The organism is Fretibacter rubidus, from assembly GCF_041429785.1.
GTDB classification, from domain to species: Bacteria; Pseudomonadota; Alphaproteobacteria; order Caulobacterales; family Maricaulaceae; genus Fretibacter; species Fretibacter rubidus.
In genome coordinates this window covers 2,543,464-2,559,299 of sequence record NZ_CP163423.1, presented here as the reverse complement: position 1 = coordinate 2,559,299, position 15,836 = coordinate 2,543,464, and the positions used below count along the sequence as shown (strand labels likewise).

18 protein-coding genes are annotated in these 15,836 nt (G+C 52.8%); 11 read left to right on the top strand and 7 right to left on the bottom strand.

Annotation, left to right across the window (positions count from 1 at the left end; all coding sequences use genetic code 11):
- Positions 1–32 precede the first annotated feature (32 nt).
- The 5 genes from pyrC to AB6B37_RS11715 form a co-directional block, all read right to left on the bottom strand.
- Positions 33–1,334 (bottom strand): dihydroorotase, encoded by a 1,302-nt coding sequence (gene pyrC, locus AB6B37_RS11735; RefSeq protein ID WP_371395996.1) that lies wholly within the window; start codon positions 1,332–1,334, stop codon positions 33–35.
- Positions 1,331–2,344, bottom strand: a complete 1,014-nt coding sequence (locus AB6B37_RS11730) for an aspartate carbamoyltransferase catalytic subunit (RefSeq protein WP_371395995.1) — start codon at positions 2,342–2,344, stop codon at positions 1,331–1,333. The genes pyrC and AB6B37_RS11730 overlap by 4 nt, the downstream gene beginning before the upstream one ends.
- A gap of 69 nt (positions 2,345–2,413) precedes the next feature.
- Complete coding sequence (ruvX, locus tag AB6B37_RS11725) at positions 2,414–2,866, bottom strand: Holliday junction resolvase RuvX (RefSeq protein WP_371395994.1); 453 nt, start codon at positions 2,864–2,866, stop codon at positions 2,414–2,416.
- 8 nt (positions 2,867–2,874) lie between these two features.
- On the bottom strand, positions 2,875–3,471 hold the full coding sequence (locus tag AB6B37_RS11720; RefSeq protein WP_371395993.1) for a hypothetical protein: 597 nt from the start codon (positions 3,469–3,471) through the stop codon (positions 2,875–2,877).
- 18 nt (positions 3,472–3,489) lie between these two features.
- Entirely contained in the window at positions 3,490–4,086 is a 597-nt protein-coding gene (locus AB6B37_RS11715; protein ID WP_371395991.1) for a 1-acyl-sn-glycerol-3-phosphate acyltransferase, read from the bottom strand.
- A gap of 179 nt (positions 4,087–4,265) precedes the next feature.
- Between AB6B37_RS11715 and gatC the strand changes: the two genes are divergently transcribed.
- Genes gatC through AB6B37_RS11690 form a run of 5 tightly spaced genes read left to right on the top strand, consistent with a single transcriptional unit; the run spans position 4,266 to position 8,016 of the window.
- Positions 4,266–4,559: an Asp-tRNA(Asn)/Glu-tRNA(Gln) amidotransferase subunit GatC gene (gene gatC, locus AB6B37_RS11710; protein ID WP_371395990.1), complete on the top strand. Its 294-nt coding sequence runs from the start codon at positions 4,266–4,268 to the stop codon at positions 4,557–4,559.
- Positions 4,560–4,574: 15 nt separating this feature from the next.
- Positions 4,575–6,053, top strand: coding sequence for an Asp-tRNA(Asn)/Glu-tRNA(Gln) amidotransferase subunit GatA (gatA, locus tag AB6B37_RS11705; RefSeq protein WP_371398448.1), 1,479 nt, complete (start codon positions 4,575–4,577; stop codon positions 6,051–6,053).
- 2 nt (positions 6,054–6,055) lie between these two features.
- Positions 6,056–7,534 carry an Asp-tRNA(Asn)/Glu-tRNA(Gln) amidotransferase subunit GatB gene (gene gatB / locus AB6B37_RS11700; protein ID WP_371395989.1) on the top strand — a complete coding sequence of 493 codons (1,479 nt, stop codon included), beginning with the start codon at positions 6,056–6,058 and terminating at the stop codon, positions 7,532–7,534.
- 18 nt (positions 7,535–7,552) lie between these two features.
- Positions 7,553–7,768, top strand: coding sequence for a hypothetical protein (locus AB6B37_RS11695; RefSeq protein ID WP_371395988.1), 216 nt, complete (start codon positions 7,553–7,555; stop codon positions 7,766–7,768).
- Positions 7,769–7,770: 2 nt separating this feature from the next.
- Positions 7,771–8,016: a hypothetical protein gene (locus tag AB6B37_RS11690; protein ID WP_371395987.1), complete on the top strand. Its 246-nt coding sequence runs from the start codon at positions 7,771–7,773 to the stop codon at positions 8,014–8,016.
- A 9-nt stretch (positions 8,017–8,025) separates the two neighbouring features.
- Here the strand turns inward: AB6B37_RS11690 and AB6B37_RS11685 are convergent, their stop codons facing one another.
- Complete coding sequence (locus AB6B37_RS11685) at positions 8,026–9,897, bottom strand: ABC transporter transmembrane domain-containing protein (RefSeq protein ID WP_371395986.1); 1,872 nt, start codon at positions 9,895–9,897, stop codon at positions 8,026–8,028.
- Between the two features lie 27 nt (positions 9,898–9,924).
- Here AB6B37_RS11685 and recQ point away from each other — a divergent pair, with 27 nt between their 5' ends.
- Complete coding sequence (recQ, locus tag AB6B37_RS11680; RefSeq protein ID WP_371395985.1) at positions 9,925–11,826, top strand: DNA helicase RecQ; 1,902 nt, start codon at positions 9,925–9,927, stop codon at positions 11,824–11,826.
- On the opposite strand, the gene AB6B37_RS11675 is transcribed toward recQ, so the two are convergent.
- Entirely contained in the window at positions 11,827–12,369 is a 543-nt protein-coding gene (locus AB6B37_RS11675; RefSeq protein WP_371395983.1) for a hypothetical protein, read from the bottom strand. It lies immediately after the preceding gene.
- Positions 12,370–12,475: 106 nt separating this feature from the next.
- On the opposite strand from AB6B37_RS11675, the gene queC reads away from it, so the two are divergent.
- The 5 genes from queC to AB6B37_RS11650 all read left to right on the top strand — a co-directional run bounded on the left by queC (position 12,476) and on the right by AB6B37_RS11650 (position 15,833).
- A complete protein-coding gene (queC, locus tag AB6B37_RS11670) occupies positions 12,476–13,195 on the top strand; it encodes a 7-cyano-7-deazaguanine synthase QueC (RefSeq protein ID WP_371395982.1) in 720 nt (239 codons plus the stop codon).
- The gene (gene queE / locus AB6B37_RS11665) at positions 13,185–13,832 is read left to right on the top strand and encodes a 7-carboxy-7-deazaguanine synthase (RefSeq protein WP_371398447.1); all 648 of its coding nucleotides are present in this window, start codon (positions 13,185–13,187) and stop codon (positions 13,830–13,832) included. The genes queC and queE overlap by 11 nt, the downstream gene beginning before the upstream one ends.
- 34 nt (positions 13,833–13,866) lie before the next feature.
- Complete coding sequence (locus tag AB6B37_RS11660; RefSeq protein ID WP_371395981.1) at positions 13,867–14,025, top strand: hypothetical protein; 159 nt, start codon at positions 13,867–13,869, stop codon at positions 14,023–14,025.
- 93 nt (positions 14,026–14,118) lie between these two features.
- Entirely contained in the window at positions 14,119–15,381 is a 1,263-nt protein-coding gene (gene murA, locus AB6B37_RS11655; protein WP_371395980.1) for a UDP-N-acetylglucosamine 1-carboxyvinyltransferase, read from the top strand.
- A gap of 14 nt (positions 15,382–15,395) precedes the next feature.
- Positions 15,396–15,833 carry a DUF2948 family protein gene (locus AB6B37_RS11650; protein ID WP_371395979.1) on the top strand — a complete coding sequence of 146 codons (438 nt, stop codon included), beginning with the start codon at positions 15,396–15,398 and terminating at the stop codon, positions 15,831–15,833.
- Positions 15,834–15,836 lie beyond the last annotated feature (3 nt).

Genomic DNA, 15,836 nt, shown 5'->3' with positions numbered 1-15,836 from the left:
GACAAACCTACTGTGGACGGGCTAAATATTTCTTAACGGGTTAGGGTATCAAAAACTGTAATACCGCCGACAATGGTCTGCACACAACGCCCCGTCATGCGGCGACCATCAAAGGGCGTATTTTTAGATTTGGATAACAGCTGTGTCTCGCTACAGACCCAGGGTTTATGTGGGTCTATCAAGATAATATCAGCGGGCGCGCCTTTGGCCAGACGTCCACTGCTTAGTCCTAAAAGTGTAGCGGGATTTATCGTCAGCGCCGCGAGGAATGCCGTCAAATCCAACTTACCGTCTGCGACCTGTGACAATCCGGCACTGAGAAGTATATCTAACCCAACAGCGCCCGCGCTGGCCTCGGCATAAGGTAAGCGTTTCTCGCCTGCGGGACGGGGGTCATGATCAGAGACAATGACGTCAATGACGCCCGCATTAATGCCGTCAATCAGCGCCAGACGGTCAGCCTCATCACGAAGTGGCGGGTCAAGTTTTGCAAATGTACGGTAATCGCCAATATCGAGTTCGTTAAGGCAGAGGTGATTAATCGACACTGACACAGCAATATCCAAATCACGTGTTTTGGCGCGTTTGATCACGTCCAAGGCCTCGCGCGAGCTTATCAAATCGATAAGGAGACGCCCCCCCGTTAATTCAGCCAGTGCAACGTCGCGTTCCACCATCAGGCGTTCAGAAATTGCAGGGGCCGCCATCAGGCCAAGGCGCGATGATAAGTCGCTTTCATGGGCGCATGTGCCGTCTGACAAAGACGGCTCTGTTGCGCGGTTGGCAATCAGGGCGTTAAAGGTCGCGGAATAGGACAATAGTCTTCGCATGATCTGCGCGTCTGTTATCGGCTCAGGCCCATTTGAAAACAGAACTGCCCCCGCTTCGGACATCAAGCCAATTTCGGTCAGCGTTTTGCCGTCCAAATCTTTGGTGAGGGCACCCGCGACTAAAACATTGACCAAAGCATCCTGTTCGCCGCGACGCATGATATAATCCACGAGTGCCATATCATCAATAATGGGGCGTGTGTCGGGCATCACGACAAAGGATGTCACGCCCCCCGCTGCTGCGGCGCGCCCTGCTGTCGCTAGTGTTTCTTTGCTTTCGCGCCCTGGCTCGCCCGTTTGGACGCGCATATCAATTAAGCCTGGGGCCGCAATTAACCCGCGCGCATCAATTGTCTCTCCCCGCGGCAGGACATCGGGGCCGATATCTGTGATGACACCGTTCTCAAAAGTTATGACCCCATCACCGTCATAGTCGCTAGCGGGATCAATGATGCGCGCATTAATAATGCTATGAACGTCGGGGAAGTTTTGCGTATTGTTCATGACACGCCCCCGTCCATTTGCGCGCGTCGACGGCGTCTGTCTTGAGACTCTGACAAGGCCTGTAATATGCCCATGCGCATGGCGACACCTGTCTCGACTTGTTGCGTAATCAGACTGACATCGGGGTCATCGGCAATATCGCTGGCGATTTCTACGCCGCGGTTCATCGGTCCCGGATGCATGACCAGCGCGCCAGGCTTGGCATAGCCTAGCTTTCTACGGTCAAGACCATAGAAATGAAAGTACTCGCGTTTTGACGGCACAAAAGCTCCGCTCATACGCTCTAACTGCAAGCGCAGCATCATGACCACATCACAGCCTTCTAGCCCCGCTTTCATATCGTGGAACACATCAACGCCCCAACGGTCCGCATCAGACGGAATTAATGTCGGCGGTCCAATCAGGCGCACTTCACAGCCTAACATATTGAGAAGCTCGACATTGGACCGCGCCACACGGGAGTGCAGCACATCCCCACATATGGCTATGCGAAGCCCGTCTATCTGCCCGCCGTCTGTCTCTGTCGCAAAGGCCTGGCGAAGGGTCAGCGCGTCAAGCAGCGCTTGGGTTGGATGCTCATGAATACCGTCGCCCGCATTAATCACGGCGCAAGAGACCTTTTGCGCCAAAAGCGCAGGCGCGCCCGACGCATTATGGCGCACAACCAACAAATCAGGGTTCATTGCGTTCAGCGTCGTTGCGGTATCCAGCAGCGTCTCACCTTTTTTCACTGAACTTGTCGCCATTTGCATGGAAATAACATCAGCCCCAAGACGCCGGGCGGCGAGCTCAAAGCTTTTTTCTGTGCGGGTTGAGTTTTCAAAAAACACATTAATCAGCGTCTTGCCCGCCAAGACATGACGCGCCTGATTTTTTTGAATATCTAAATCGAGATAACGCTCACCAAGGGCCAAAAGCGCCTCGACATCCATTCGGTGGAAATCAGAAATGGATAAGCAATGCTGGCGGTCAAAGGGATATTCCCCGACATGATCTTCTGGAGCAGCCATATGTCCTCAACACTATTTTGAACGCTCTAAAACTGCGCGGGCAGAGAGTCAAAGAATTTCGTGACAGGGTTACGCCCGCAAACGGTCAAGAACGCCTTGCAAGATATAGCTGGCGGCAAGTTTATCGACGTTTTCAGACCGTTTTTTGCGGCTCATATCCGCAGAAATCATGGTGCGCGTTACGGCCATGGTCGACATGCGTTCATCCCAAAGGAAAATCGGGACATCGTCTATCCGCAACAGATTGGTGCAAAAGTCACGCACCGATTGCGTGCGTGGGCCAAGGCTACCGTCCATATTAACGGGGTAACCAATAATGAGCGCGGACGCCTCATTGGCTTTGTATAGCGCCAGTAGTTTCGCGGCATCAGAGACGAACTTCTCGCGTGTAATTGTCTCTAGTGGTGTCGCGATAAGGCGTGTGCGGTCTGATATCGCAAGACCCAGCGTTTTCGTTCCAGGGTCAAGGCCGAGGAGCGCGCCGGTGCTGCTTCGTAAATCATCTAAGGTTATCATCGCCATGGGGGCGCTTAGGACGGAATGTAAATCGACGCAAGGTTATAGAGCAAGGGTAACGCCAAATATCCGAGCGCCAAAACACCTAGTATAATCTTCACCCAAAGCTTCGGAAACCGCCGCCACAACACAATAATCGCGCTCAGTGCAATCAAAGCTTCAACAAGGCTGACCCAGCGCGCGTGATGGTCAACCTCCCAATAGCTTATCGGGGAATGGAACCGAAAATCAGACAGGGGCCAAAAATGACGATAGGCATCATGGCCATGCACCGGAAAATCTGTCGCCATATGAATAAGCGCGGCGAGGGCAAAGAATAAAACAAGCTTTCCCCATGTCGTCCCGCGTTTTATAAATCCGATTGCCGCCAGCAGCAGATAAATTGGAATAGAATTAAACAGCGCAATACCCGTCTGCATCGGTGGCGCAAAATAAAGCACATCCCATATATTGGTCTGCGTCTCGCCCTTAATAAACATTTGATACGGCGCCCAGATATAAATCAGCAGGTCAGGAATAAGCGCGCCGATGAACACTGCCACATTACGGCGACGCTCCCCACGCTTGGACAAAATCGCAAGGGCAAGCAGGGAATGGGTGGGAGAGTTCATGTCAAACTACTCTAAACCCTAGCCTTTCTCGGCAACAATACCTTCATAAGTCTTGTCATAATAGGCTTTGATGCGTCGATTATCGACTTCGGTCTCAAATGTTAGGTCCCAGCATTTATCTAAGATGACTTCTTTGGTCGGGCCGTGAATGGCGACGATGAAAACGGGGACTTTGGCCGCATAGGCCATGCGCAGATAGCCTTTTTTGAACTTATCGACTTTGGACCGCGTGCCTTCGGGGGTAATACCGAGATAGCCTTGATCAACGGAATCAAACCAATTGGCCATTTGCGTGGTGATGTCGTTTTTTGATTTACGGTCAATGGGGATACCGCCAAGTGATTTCCAAAGTCCGCCAAGAGGCCAGAAGAACGCTTCTTTTTTCATCATCCAACTGGCTTTTACACCCACTGCCATCATCGCGGCGAGCGCAATAATAAGGTCCCAATTGGATGTATGCGGCGCGCCGATAAAGATAAGCTTTTTCTCATTCGGAAAAGAGCCTTTAAGCTTCCATCCCATCATGCCCAAAATCGCATGCCCAATCCAGCGGGTGAGCGCATTGCCCGTAGACGGCATGCCAGGTGAGGCAACGGTTTCGTTATATTTCGGCATGGCAATCCCTATCAATAAGTTCCGCCCAATTAGCGTGCAAGCGCGCGCCCCGCAAGGCGCATTTCGGGCTGGGTTGTATAGAGGCAGCCCAAAGCCCATATTTTCGCACTGCCCGCTTGCCGCGCGGGGTCTGCCCTGCTAATCCGCGCGGGTATTTTAACTTTCCATTGGAGAGACCCATGTCCGACACGGTCAGTGCCAAAGATGTCAAGAAAATCGCGCGGTTGTCGCGCCTGCATGTGGATGAGAGCCGCCTGCAACCGCTGGCTGATGAACTTAACGGGATTTTGGGCTGGATTGAGCAGTTGCAAGAAGTGGACGTAGAGGGCGTGGCCCCAATGACGTCGGCTGTGGCGATGCCCGCGCCGATGCGCAAAGACGTCGTCTCTGACGGCGGCAAGCGCGACGATGTGCTGGCCAATGCGCCAAAATCAGAGGACGGCTTTTTTGTTGTCCCGCGGTCAGTGGAATAGGGCGGAGATAGCATGATGCGTGACCTCACAAAAATGACATTATCATCCGCGCTGGACGGCATGGCCAAAGGCGAGTTTAGCTCTGTGGAATTAACTGACGCCCATATTGAGGCCTGTACAGCGGGTAAAAAGCTGAACGCCTTTATCACGGATACGCACGACCTTGCGAGAGAACAAGCCAAGGCCTCTGATGCGCGTCGCGCGAAGGGAGAGGTCGGCAAGCTCGAAGGCGCACCGCTGGGTATTAAGGATTTGTTCTGCACGGACGGCGTCAAAACCTGCGCGGGATCTAAAATCCTCGGTGACTTCACGCCTCCCTATGAAAGCTCCGTCACAGCCAATATGAAGGCTGACGGCATGGTGATGTTGGGTAAGCTTAATCTGGATGAATTTGCCATGGGTAGCTCGAATGAGACGTCTGCCTACGGCCCTGTGATTAATCCTTGGAAAGTCGGGGGTCGCAAAGGCGAGGATTTGGTGCCTGGCGGCTCTTCTGGCGGCTCTGCTGCGGCGGTGGCGGCGGACATGTGCCTTGGCGCTACGGCGACGGATACAGGCGGCTCTATTCGCCAACCTGCATCTTTTACCGGGACTGTGGGCATTAAACCGACCTATGGCCGCTGCTCACGCTGGGGCACTGTGGCATTCGCGTCCTCGCTCGACCAAGCGGGCCCAATTGCCAAGACAGTAAAAGACAGCGCGATATTACTCGAATCTATGGCGGGCTATGACCCAAAGGACAGCACGTCGCTGGATCTACCCGTCCCCGATTGGACGGCGTCCTGTGAGCGCTCTGTCAAAGGCATGCGCATTGGCATCCCCAAAGAATATACCATCGACGGCATGCCGCCTGAAATTCAATCGCTCTGGGATCAAGGCATTGCGTGGATGAAAGACGCAGGCGCAGAAATTGTTCCCGTGTCGCTGCCGCATACGAAATATGCGCTGCCCGCTTATTACATCGTAGCGCCGGCCGAGGCGTCCTCGAATTTGGCGCGGTATGACGGTATGCGTTACGGCCTGCGCGTCGAAGGTGACGACCTGAACGATACCTATGATAAGACCCGCGCCGCAGGTTTTGGGGCGGAAGTACAGCGCCGCATTATGATCGGGACTTATGTGCTGTCTGCGGGCTATTACGATGCTTATTATCTGCAAGCCCAAAAAGTGCGGACGCGGATTGCAGAGGATTTTAAAACCGCTTGGGAGAGTTGCGACGCGCTACTGACCCCAACATGCCCAAGCGCCCCTTTCGCTGTGGGCCGCAAGGTGACGGATCCCATTCAAATGTATCTCAACGACATTTTCACTGTGACAGCAAATCTCGCTGGGCTGCCGGGGATTTCTGTGCCGGCGGCGCTCGATAAAGACGGCTTGCCACTTGGCTTGCAAATTATCGGCAAGGCATTGGATGAGGATACCGTGTTTGCTGCGGCAAGCGCGCTGGAAAAAGCGGCAGGGTTCACGGCCAAGCCAGAAAAGTGGTGGAGCTAGATATGTTCACAGCAGAACGCGTAGCAGATAAAAAAGATTGGCTCCAAGGCGAGACAGGCGATTGGGAAATTATTATTGGGCTGGAGGTTCACGCCCAAGTCGCGAGTAATTCCAAGCTGTTTTCTGGTTCGGCCACGGATTTTGGCTCAGAGCCTAACACGCAGGTCTCGCTCGTTGATGCGGGTATGCCTGGTATGTTGCCTGTCGTGAATGAGTTTTGCGTGGAACAAGCGGTGCGCACCGGGCTTGGCCTGAACGCGCAAATTAATTTGTTCTCGCGCTTTGACCGTAAAAACTACTTCTATGTCGACCTGCCGCAAGGTTATCAAATCAGCCAGTTCGAGCACCCCATTGTGGGCGAAGGCGAAATCCTGATTGAGCCCGAAAACGGCGAAGCTGTGAACGTCGGAATTGAGCGTCTGCATCTAGAACAAGATGCGGGCAAATCGATTCACGATTTGTCCCCTGATGAGACTTATGTTGACCTCAACCGTTGCGGTGTCGCGTTAATGGAGATTGTCTCTAAACCGGACATGCGCAGCGCGGATGAGGCATCAGCCTATGTCGATAAACTGCGCGGCATTGTGCGTGCACTTGGGACGTGTGACGGTGACATGGAGAAGGGTAATCTGCGCGCCGATGTGAACGTGTCTGTTCGTAAACCCGGCGGAGAGCTCGGAACGCGTTGCGAGATTAAAAACGTCAATTCGCTTCGGTTTATTCGTCAAGCTATCATGTATGAAGCGCGCCGCCATATTGAGATTATTGAGGGCGGCGGAAGTATTGACCAAGAAACACGCTTGTTCGATAGTGTGAAAGGCGAAACGCGCCCGATGCGGTCAAAGGAAGACGCGCATGATTACCGCTATTTTCCCGACCCTGACTTGCTGCCATTGCAGCTAACCCAAGACTTTGTGGACGGCGTCAAGGCGACATTGCCGGAACTGCCCGATGCCCGCAAAGCGCGGTTCATGGCGGATTACGGCATCCCAGCTTACGATGCGGCGGTGCTGACCACGGATAAAGCCAATGGTGATTTTTACGAATTAGTGGCCAAAGGCCGCGACGGTAAAATAGCCGCCAACTGGGTGATGGGCGAGCTTTTCGGTGCGCTGAATAAGGCCGACCTTGATTTGGCCGACAGTCCTGTTTCCGCGCAGGCGTTGGGTGGCCTGCTTGACCGTATTTCAGATGACACAATCTCTGGCAAAATCGCCAAAGACGTGTTTGAGAAAATGTTTGCGGGCGAAGGCGACGCCGATACAATCATTGAGCGTGACGGCCTGAAACAGGTCACCGATATGGGCGCGATTGAGGCGATGGTGCAAACCGTTATCGACGCGAACCCTGATCAAGCAGCCAAGGTCGCGGATAACCCGAAACTTATTGGGTTCTTTGTGGGTCAAGTAATGAAGAAATCCCAAGGCAAAGCCAACCCGCAAGCGGTGAACCAAATCCTTAAAATCAAGCTCGGCTTATAAGCGGAAAAAGGCAGACCGATGACAGAGCGCGAGATGAAAGAAGGCCGTGTTAAAGCCTTTCGCATGATGCAAATATTCGGCTCGGGCAGTACATTGGTGTGTGCGGTTTTGCTATATTTTTTCATGCCCGATAAGGATTTGGGATTAATTATTGCCCTTATTCTTTGCGCCGTGGCTGCGGGTGAGTTTTTTATTTTTCGCGCTATGGCAGATAAAGCCGAAGCGGAGTTATAGCGGTGACCGACGCGCCCAATAACGACACTGACCTGCGCGACAAACAATATAAAATCGCGCAGATTTTTACCGCAATTGGCTTTGGCGGTGTCGCGCTGGTACTCTTTGTGCTGTGGCGGGAGCCTGTGGCAAAATGGTTGGCATTAGGCATCGCCGGCTTTGGTGTTTTGCAAATTATGTTGTTTCAACTGCTTCGCAGCGGGGTATCTGTGACAGGGCAGGGGCGCGTGAAGCGTGACGAGCCTTAGCGTAAGCCTCTAGCCCTTATCAAATTGCAGCGCCGCTAAACGCGCATAAAGCCCGTCATCCTTAATCAGACTATCATGCGTGCCCTCGCCGACCATGCGACCTTCATCAAACACAATAATGCGGTCGGCCTTTTTCACCGTGGCCAAACGGTGTGCAATGACAATGGTTGTGCGGTCTTTGGACATGGCCTCAAACGCCATTTGCACGGCACGTTCACTTTCAGCGTCCAGCGCACTTGTCGCCTCATCCAGCAACAGAACAGGCGCATCACGGAGTATCGCACGGGCAATCGCGAGCCGTTGTCGTTGCCCACCCGATAGGGTCGTAGCACGCTCGCCGAGATCCGTTTCATACCCTTTGGGCAGCGCCATTATAAACTCATGTGCATAGGCGGCTTTGGCGGCTTCTATGACCTCTGCGTCGCTTGCCCCGTCGCGGCCATAACGAATGTTATCCATGGCAGATCCAGAAAATAGCGGCGTGTTTTGCTGTACAATCGCAAATGTTCTGCGCAAATCTGTTGGGTCAAAGGCGGTGATAGTTTTTCCGTCCAGTGTGACCCGCCCCTGTTTAACATCATAAAACCGCAGCAAAAGCTGAAAGATGGTCGATTTGCCGGCTCCCGAAGGCCCGACAAGCGCAACCGTTTCGCCAGGGGCGACGGTAAGGGTGATGTCTTTTAAAATAACGTCATCAGGGCGCGTTGGGTAAGCAAAGTTGACATCTTTAAAGCCGATTTCACCGCGTACGGATTTTAGCATCACGGCATTGTCCTCGGGTGCTTTTATCTCTGACTCGGTCTCTAAGATTTCGACCAAACGCTCTGACGCCCCTGCTGCGCGCAGCAGGTTTGTCCATGTCTCTGTCAGCGCGCCAGAACTAGAGACGACTAAAATGGCGTAGCCCGTAAAGGCCGCAATATCTCCGCCCGTAATTGTACCCTTAGACACAGACGACGCTCCGTAAAGGAGTATTCCGAATATCGAAATCATAGAGATTGAAAATATCATCGCCGTTAACAACGACTGCACGGTGATACGGGATTTCTGCGCTGCAAAGCTCTGCTCAATCGCGGTAGAAAAATTGTCATCTTCCATGGCTTCACGGGTAAAGGCTTGCACAGTCTGCACCGCCGTTAGGGCTTCTGACCCCCGACCAGAAGCTTCAGCAAGTCGGTCTTGGGACAAGCGCGAGAGACTGCGAATGCGTTTGCCAACAATGATAGCAGGTACGATAATCAGCGGGCCTATAGCCAGAACCATCAAGGATAATTTCCAACTTAGCACAAACATTAAAAACAGCGCACCGATGATTGTCGCGATAGACCGGAGCGCAAACGATATAGACCCTGTGATCACCGTTTCGATTAATGTTGTGTCAGTCGTTAGGCGCGAAAGCACTTCGCCCGTGCGCACGCGTTCAAAAAATGCGGGGCTAAGCGTCAGCAGCTTGGAATACACCGCGCGTCGAATATCGGCGATAACGCGCTGCCCTAATGTTGTGATAAAGAAAAACCGTAACGCACCAAAGGCGGCATAAAAGACCGCAAAAATAACGGCGATGCCAAAATATCCCATCAGGTCGCCGTCGCCAAAGGTTGACGCCCGTGTGCAAAAGGTGCTGTTTGAAATCGCATCGCCGCCAAAGCCGCAATCTACAATCAGCTTTAATATTCCAGGCAGGATAAGCCCAGCCCCTGCGGACAAGATTAAGAATATCAAAAACCCGATAAGCCAGCCCGGATAGCGGGTCACAAAAGGCCAAAGTGCCCGTAGCGGCTTTAATGAACGGGATTTGGCGCGGTGCGCTTTGTCTTTCTCCACGGCCTCGCTAAACGCGGCCCCCGAAGAGCGTCCAGAAATGTCTGCATTATCAACCATAACCGTCCCGATTAAACTAAAGGGTATGTGTCACAAAATAATGACGATGACCACCCAATCTTAACCACATATTTGCATGGCTTAACCCTTGTTTTAGAGGGGCTTCGCGTCCACGAAAGCACTATGCAAAGCCCTGATTCTATATTGCAGTCCGTTTTCGGCTTTGGCAGCTTTCGCCCCGGTCAAGGTCCGATTATCGATCATTTGATGCGCGGTGAGAACCTGCTGGCGGTTATGCCAACGGGCGCGGGCAAATCGCTGTGTTACCAAGTGCCGGCATTACTTCTGGACGGTTTAACTGTAGTGGTCTCACCCCTGGTGGCTTTGATGGATAATCAGGTAGCGGGGCTGCGCGCTAATGGCGTGGATGTGGCCTGTATTCATTCTGGCCAAGGCCGGGAGGTGAATGTGTCGGAATGGCGGCGCGTGGCAGCGGGACAAGTGAAACTGCTTTATCTTTCACCTGAACGCCTGATGACGCCGCGTATGATGTCCGCCATGAAAGCGGTTGGTGTGTCGATGTTTGTGGTGGACGAGGCGCATTGCGTGTCAAAATGGGGGCCAGCCTTTCGCCCAGAATATGCACAATTATCAGATTTAAAGACCCATTTTCCTGATGCACGGATTGCGGCCTTTACCGCAACAGCTGATGCCGCCACACGCGACGACATCGCGGATGCTTTATTTGCGGGACGGGGACGGGTCATTGTCCACGGATTTGATAGACCGAATTTATCGCTAACCGTCACACCAAAAATTGACCGGAAGAAACAACTCCTTGCGTTTATGGACGGCGTGCGCGGGCAGGCGGGCATTGTCTATTGCCTCTCGCGTAAAAACACAGAGGAATATGCCGCACATTTGCGCGCCGCGGGGCATAAGGCTTTGCCCTATCACGCAGGCCTTGATGCGGGGCTGCGGTTTGATACGCAAGAACGCTTTATGGCCGAAGAGGGCGTCGTGATTGTGGCAACAATCGCTTTTGGGATGGGGATTGATAAGCCTGATATACGGTTTGTCTTTCACCTAAACTTGCCTGGGTCTATGGAGGCCTATTACCAAGAAATTGGCCGCGCCGGGCGTGACGGCGCGCCCGCGCTCACACATATGCTTTACGGTCTTGATGATGTGCGGATGCGAAGGCAGTTTATTTCCGAGGAAAATTCTGAACCCGCCCATCAAATTCGTGAAATGAAACGCCTCGATGCTCTACTGACGTATTGTGAGGCCTCGACCTGTCGCCGCCAAGTTATGCTGAGTTATTTCGGCGAAGACAGTCCCGCGTGTAAAAATTGCGATATTTGTGAAGATCCGCCCGAGATGATTGATGCAACAGAACCGCTGCGGTTTATCTTGGATACAATTATTGAGACGGGCGAGCGGTTCGGCCAAGCGCATATCATTGCGGTCGCGCGCGGCGCAGATACAGAACGCGTGCGCCAGTTTGGTCACGATAAATTACCCAGCTATGGTAAAGCCAAAGCGATTGGCGCCCCTTATTTACAAGGTTTGATCCGGCAAGCTCTGGCCAGCGGGCATATTGATATGGATATTGCGCGTTACGGCGCGTTGGGCGTTAAAGACAAAGGCCGCGCCGTGGTCGAAGGTACAGCAACATTTGAATGTAAATCCATTCGCACCAACACACGCGCGACTCGCAAAGACCGTGACCGCACAAAACTGGCGCGTGAAAGTGGCCTATCAGATCGTGACGCCACCTTGCTCGCCAGGCTAAAATCCTGCCGTGCGGCACTGGCCCGCGAACTCGGCAAACCTGCCTATATTGTATTTTCTGACGCGACCCTGATTGATATGGCAGGCAAACGGCCTACAAGCCGTGCCCAAATGCTAGAAGTCTCAGGAGTCGGCGAGGTCAAATATGACCGCTTTGGCGCAGCGTTTTTAGAGGTTCTCGCGGATGTTAATTAATTAGCTGTCAATGACTGTGCAGGCGCCCGCTTGCGCAAGACCTTTTGAATTATCCAGTGTCTTGACGACAAATTTAGGCTTTAGCGCGGGATCGTAATTAATTTCGACAATAACGGACTGGCTTAAAATTTCGCCCTTGCGCAAGGCTGTTTTTTGAGTCGCATTATAAATGATTTGTGGGGTTGTTGTCGTGGCCACGCCGCAGCCTTGCAAAGGACCAGGGGCTTGGGCGTTATCACCATAGCGGGTGCCATTGATACTGCCAGACGGTTGCACACGCACGTCAAAATCACCAATCGCGCCTTCGGTGGCAACTGTAAAACCAGCATTGGAGGTGATGACAAGCTGCGTTTTACCGGGTTCAGCGTCAATGTTCACACTGGCGACTTGTTGAGGGATTGAAAACGACACGCGGTCAATGATTTGCGCAGCCGCAGGAATAGCGAAGGGTAAAGCTAGCATTTCCGCGCTGATAATCGCGAAGGCAATATAACGCTTTTTAAATTGAAATTTTTTGGGTTTTGCATTTGTCATTAAAGCCATAGCTATCTCGATTCGTCTAATCTGCAGTCTGTATTCGAGTGTAGCGTTTCATGTTTCATGCCATCGCCTCTGGTCAGGGCGTAATTTCCGCGATATAGCGCCGCGCATGAGTGATGCAGCGATAGATAGACCCAAAAAAGCCCTAATCATGTTCTCTGGCGGGCAAGATAGCGCCACATGCCTAGCTTGGGCGCTTGAGCGATATGCCCATGTGGAGACGGTTGGGTTTGATTATGACCAGCGCCACAGTGTCGAGATGCAGTGCCGCGACACTGTGCTGTCCCGATTTAAAACGGATTTTCCAAAATGGTCAAACAAGCTCGGCGAAGATCATTTGGTTGATTTATCGGCGCTGGGCCAAATATCGGAAACGTCTCTGACGCGGGATGTAGAGATTGAGATTAATGAGACAGGCTTGCCCTCTACATTTGTGCCGGGGCGGAATTTAATATTTCTAAATTTCGCGGCGGCCATTGGCTACCGTCGCGGCGCACACACGCTCATCGGCGGTATGTGCGAAGCTGATTTTTCTGGCTATCCCGATTGCCGCAAAGACACATTAGACGCGCAAATGCGCGCTATATCGCTGGGTATGGATGTGCCGTTTACTCTGGAAACACCGCTGATGCATTTGTCCAAAGCAGGCGCTTGGGCCGTGGCGCATGTTTTGGGTGGTGACGCCTTGGTCGAGCTTATCTTGGAAGACACTCACACGTGTTACAAGGGCGTGCGCGACGGGCGTTTTGACTGGGGCTATGGTTGCGGGACATGTCCAGCGTGTGACCTGCGTGCCAAAGGCTGGGCGGATTATTCCCGTGGTTTATAGCGTCAAAGAGATTTACCTGACCATTCAGGGCGAAGGCGGCCAGACGGGCCTGCCCGCAATTTTCCTGCGTTTTGCAGGCTGTAACCTTTGGTCAGGCCTTGAACGAGACCGCGCCGATGCCGTGTGTAATTTTTGCGACACTGATTTTGTTGGCGTTGACGGCCCGGGCGGCGGTAAATTTAAAACACCGCAAGACCTCGTTGCTGCCTTAGAAAACCACTGGCCAGCAGGACAGCCCAATAAATGGATTGTCGCCACAGGCGGAGAGCCGCTGCTGCAACTCGACGCGCCTTTAATTGATGCCCTCCATGCGGCAGGATTTAAAATCGCGGTAGAAAGTAACGGCACAGTCATCGCGCCAGACGGTATTGATTGGCTCTGTATTTCGCCCAAAGCGGGCGCAGAGGTCGTGCAGATATCAGGCCATGAGTTAAAGCTGGTCTATCCGCAGATTGAAAATACACCCGATGATTTCGCTCATATGGATTTCGCGCGTTTCTCTCTGCAACCCCGTGATGATAGCTTGTTTCGTCCAGAACAAAACGCGACTAATGTAAAAGCCTGTGTTGAATATTGCCTCACCCATCCGCAGTGGTGTCTGTCTATTCAAACGCATAAGATGATCGGCATTGATTAGGGCGGTTGAATTAAGCGCCCATTCGCCCTAACTCATGACTATGACTGATACGCCAGAGCCTTTAACTCCAGCCCAAAAACGCGCCGCAGACCGTGATGCACGTGTTGCGGCGAAGCTTCGCGAAAATCTGCGCCGCCGTAAACAGGCCGCCCGCAAACAAAAGTCGTCTGACGCCGCATCTGAGCAGCCCTAGTGAAAGCCGCTAAATTGCCCTATGAAAACCCCACAGTCGCCGTAGTGATTCTGTCTAATCCACCAGATAGTCATCACATTAAAGAGGGTACCCATGGATAAGATAGTCATAGAAGGCGGCCATCAGCTAGAAGGCGATATACAGGTCAGCGGCGCAAAAAATTCAGCAATCAAATTAATGGCGGTCTGCCTGCTGACCGATGAGCTTGTTACTCTAACCAATATGCCGCGACTGCGTGATACGCGCTCTATGGCGGGGCTATTGGAGCATATGGGTGTAAAGGTTGACGCAGGCGAGGGCTCAACCATGACGCTTCATGCGAAATCCCTGACATCGACGACTGCGCCTTATGATCTGGTACGTAAAATGCGCGCGAGCTTTAATGTGCTGGGCCCGACGCTGGCTCGTGAGGGGGCGGCAAAAGTGTCCCTACCTGGCGGCTGTGCAATTGGTGCGCGTCCTGTAGATTTACACTTAAAAGCGCTGGAAGCGCTCGGCGCAGATATTGTGCTAGACGAGGGCTACGTCATCGCGACGGCGAAAAACGGCCTCACAGGGGGAGAGATTACTTTTCCATTTATCAGTGTTGGGGCAACGGAACACGCTGTCTTAGCGGCCGTTCTTGCTAAGGGCACAACAGTGCTGAGCAATGTTGCACGCGAACCTGAAATCGTTGATCTCGCCAATTGCTTAAACGCGATGGGGGCGAAAATTGAAGGTGCCGGACGGTCTGAGATGACAATCACAGGCGTCTCGAAATTATCCGGTGTCGAGCACGCTGTTGTGCCAGACCGCATAGAGGCAGGCACCTATGCGCTAGCCGCTGCCACGGCAGGGGGTAAAGTGCGACTGAGAGGTATCAGGCATGATCACCTTGGCTCGCTCTGGCCGCTCATTGCGCAGGCGGGTGCCCATGTTAGCATGGACGAAAACACGGTTACGATTGAACGTGACGGCGGCTTGATTAAGCCCGTCGATTTAGACACGCAAGCCTATCCGGGGTTTCCGACCGATTTACAGGCGCAGTTTATGGCGCTGATGTGTCTCGCTGACGGTGTGTCTATTATACGCGAAAATATTTTCGAGAACCGTTTCATGCATTGTCCTGAACTGACCCGTATGGGCGCAGATATTACCGTGACTGGGCGCGAAGCGATTGTGCGCGGCGTGAAAGCTTTGCGCGGGGCACAAGTCATGGCGACAGATTTGCGCGCCTCCGCGTCTTTAATTGCGGCGGGACTGGCGGCGAAAGGACAAACGCATGTTGGTCGCGTTTATCACCTTGACCGCGGCTTTGAACACATCGAAGTTAAACTTGGACAATGCGGGGCGAAAATCTCCCGCGTTCCAGAATAACATATGGAGGCTGTGTGCCATTAGGGCTGAAATTAAAAGCGGAAAGCGCTGATGACCTGACCGTAATCAGTAGCGTCTTACAAGATGCGATTATTCGTATCGGTGAAATCAGCTATGACCGCAAAGGGCGTTCGCTCACCTTGCGCTTGACCCGCTTTCGCCACGAAAATGGTGACGGGCAAGAACGTGTGCTTTGCGGCCTTAGAGTTGACGGTATTCTGTCAGTCGCCTCGCGCGGTATTGAACGCGATAATAAAGAGGCGCTGGCAGTCTTGCTATCCGTTGGGTTTGTGCCGTCTGAAAATGTTACTTTGGCCCCTTCCGGAAAACTACATCTCGTTTTTGCGGGTAATGGTGAGATTGTTTGTGATGTCGAGGCGATTGATTTGATACTCGCTGATACAGCCCCGCCGCGCAGGACCAAATCTGTGCCGCTTCACCCCGATGATTAGGGC

Coding starts and splice junctions, on each gene's coding strand:
- AB6B37_RS11730 (WP_371395995.1), bottom strand. CDS start 2,344: ATGGCTGCTCCAGAAGATCATGTCGGGGAATATCCCTTTGACCGCCAG.
- AB6B37_RS11675 (WP_371395983.1), bottom strand. CDS start 12,369: ATGGCTTTAATGACAAATGCAAAACCCAAAAAATTTCAATTTAAAAAG.
- queC (WP_371395982.1), top strand. CDS start 12,476: ATGAGTGATGCAGCGATAGATAGACCCAAAAAAGCCCTAATCATGTTC.
- ruvX (WP_371395994.1), bottom strand. CDS start 2,866: ATGGCGATGATAACCTTAGATGATTTACGAAGCAGCACCGGCGCGCTC.
- AB6B37_RS11695 (WP_371395988.1), top strand. CDS start 7,553: ATGACAGAGCGCGAGATGAAAGAAGGCCGTGTTAAAGCCTTTCGCATG.
- AB6B37_RS11720 (WP_371395993.1), bottom strand. CDS start 3,471: ATGAACTCTCCCACCCATTCCCTGCTTGCCCTTGCGATTTTGTCCAAG.
- pyrC (WP_371395996.1), bottom strand. CDS start 1,334: ATGAACAATACGCAAAACTTCCCCGACGTTCATAGCATTATTAATGCG.
- AB6B37_RS11715 (WP_371395991.1), bottom strand. CDS start 4,086: ATGCCGAAATATAACGAAACCGTTGCCTCACCTGGCATGCCGTCTACG.
- murA (WP_371395980.1), top strand. CDS start 14,119: ATGGATAAGATAGTCATAGAAGGCGGCCATCAGCTAGAAGGCGATATA.
- gatA (WP_371398448.1), top strand. CDS start 4,575: ATGCGTGACCTCACAAAAATGACATTATCATCCGCGCTGGACGGCATG.
- gatB (WP_371395989.1), top strand. CDS start 6,056: ATGTTCACAGCAGAACGCGTAGCAGATAAAAAAGATTGGCTCCAAGGC.
- gatC (WP_371395990.1), top strand. CDS start 4,266: ATGTCCGACACGGTCAGTGCCAAAGATGTCAAGAAAATCGCGCGGTTG.
- AB6B37_RS11660 (WP_371395981.1), top strand. CDS start 13,867: ATGACTATGACTGATACGCCAGAGCCTTTAACTCCAGCCCAAAAACGC.
- AB6B37_RS11685 (WP_371395986.1), bottom strand. CDS start 9,897: ATGGTTGATAATGCAGACATTTCTGGACGCTCTTCGGGGGCCGCGTTT.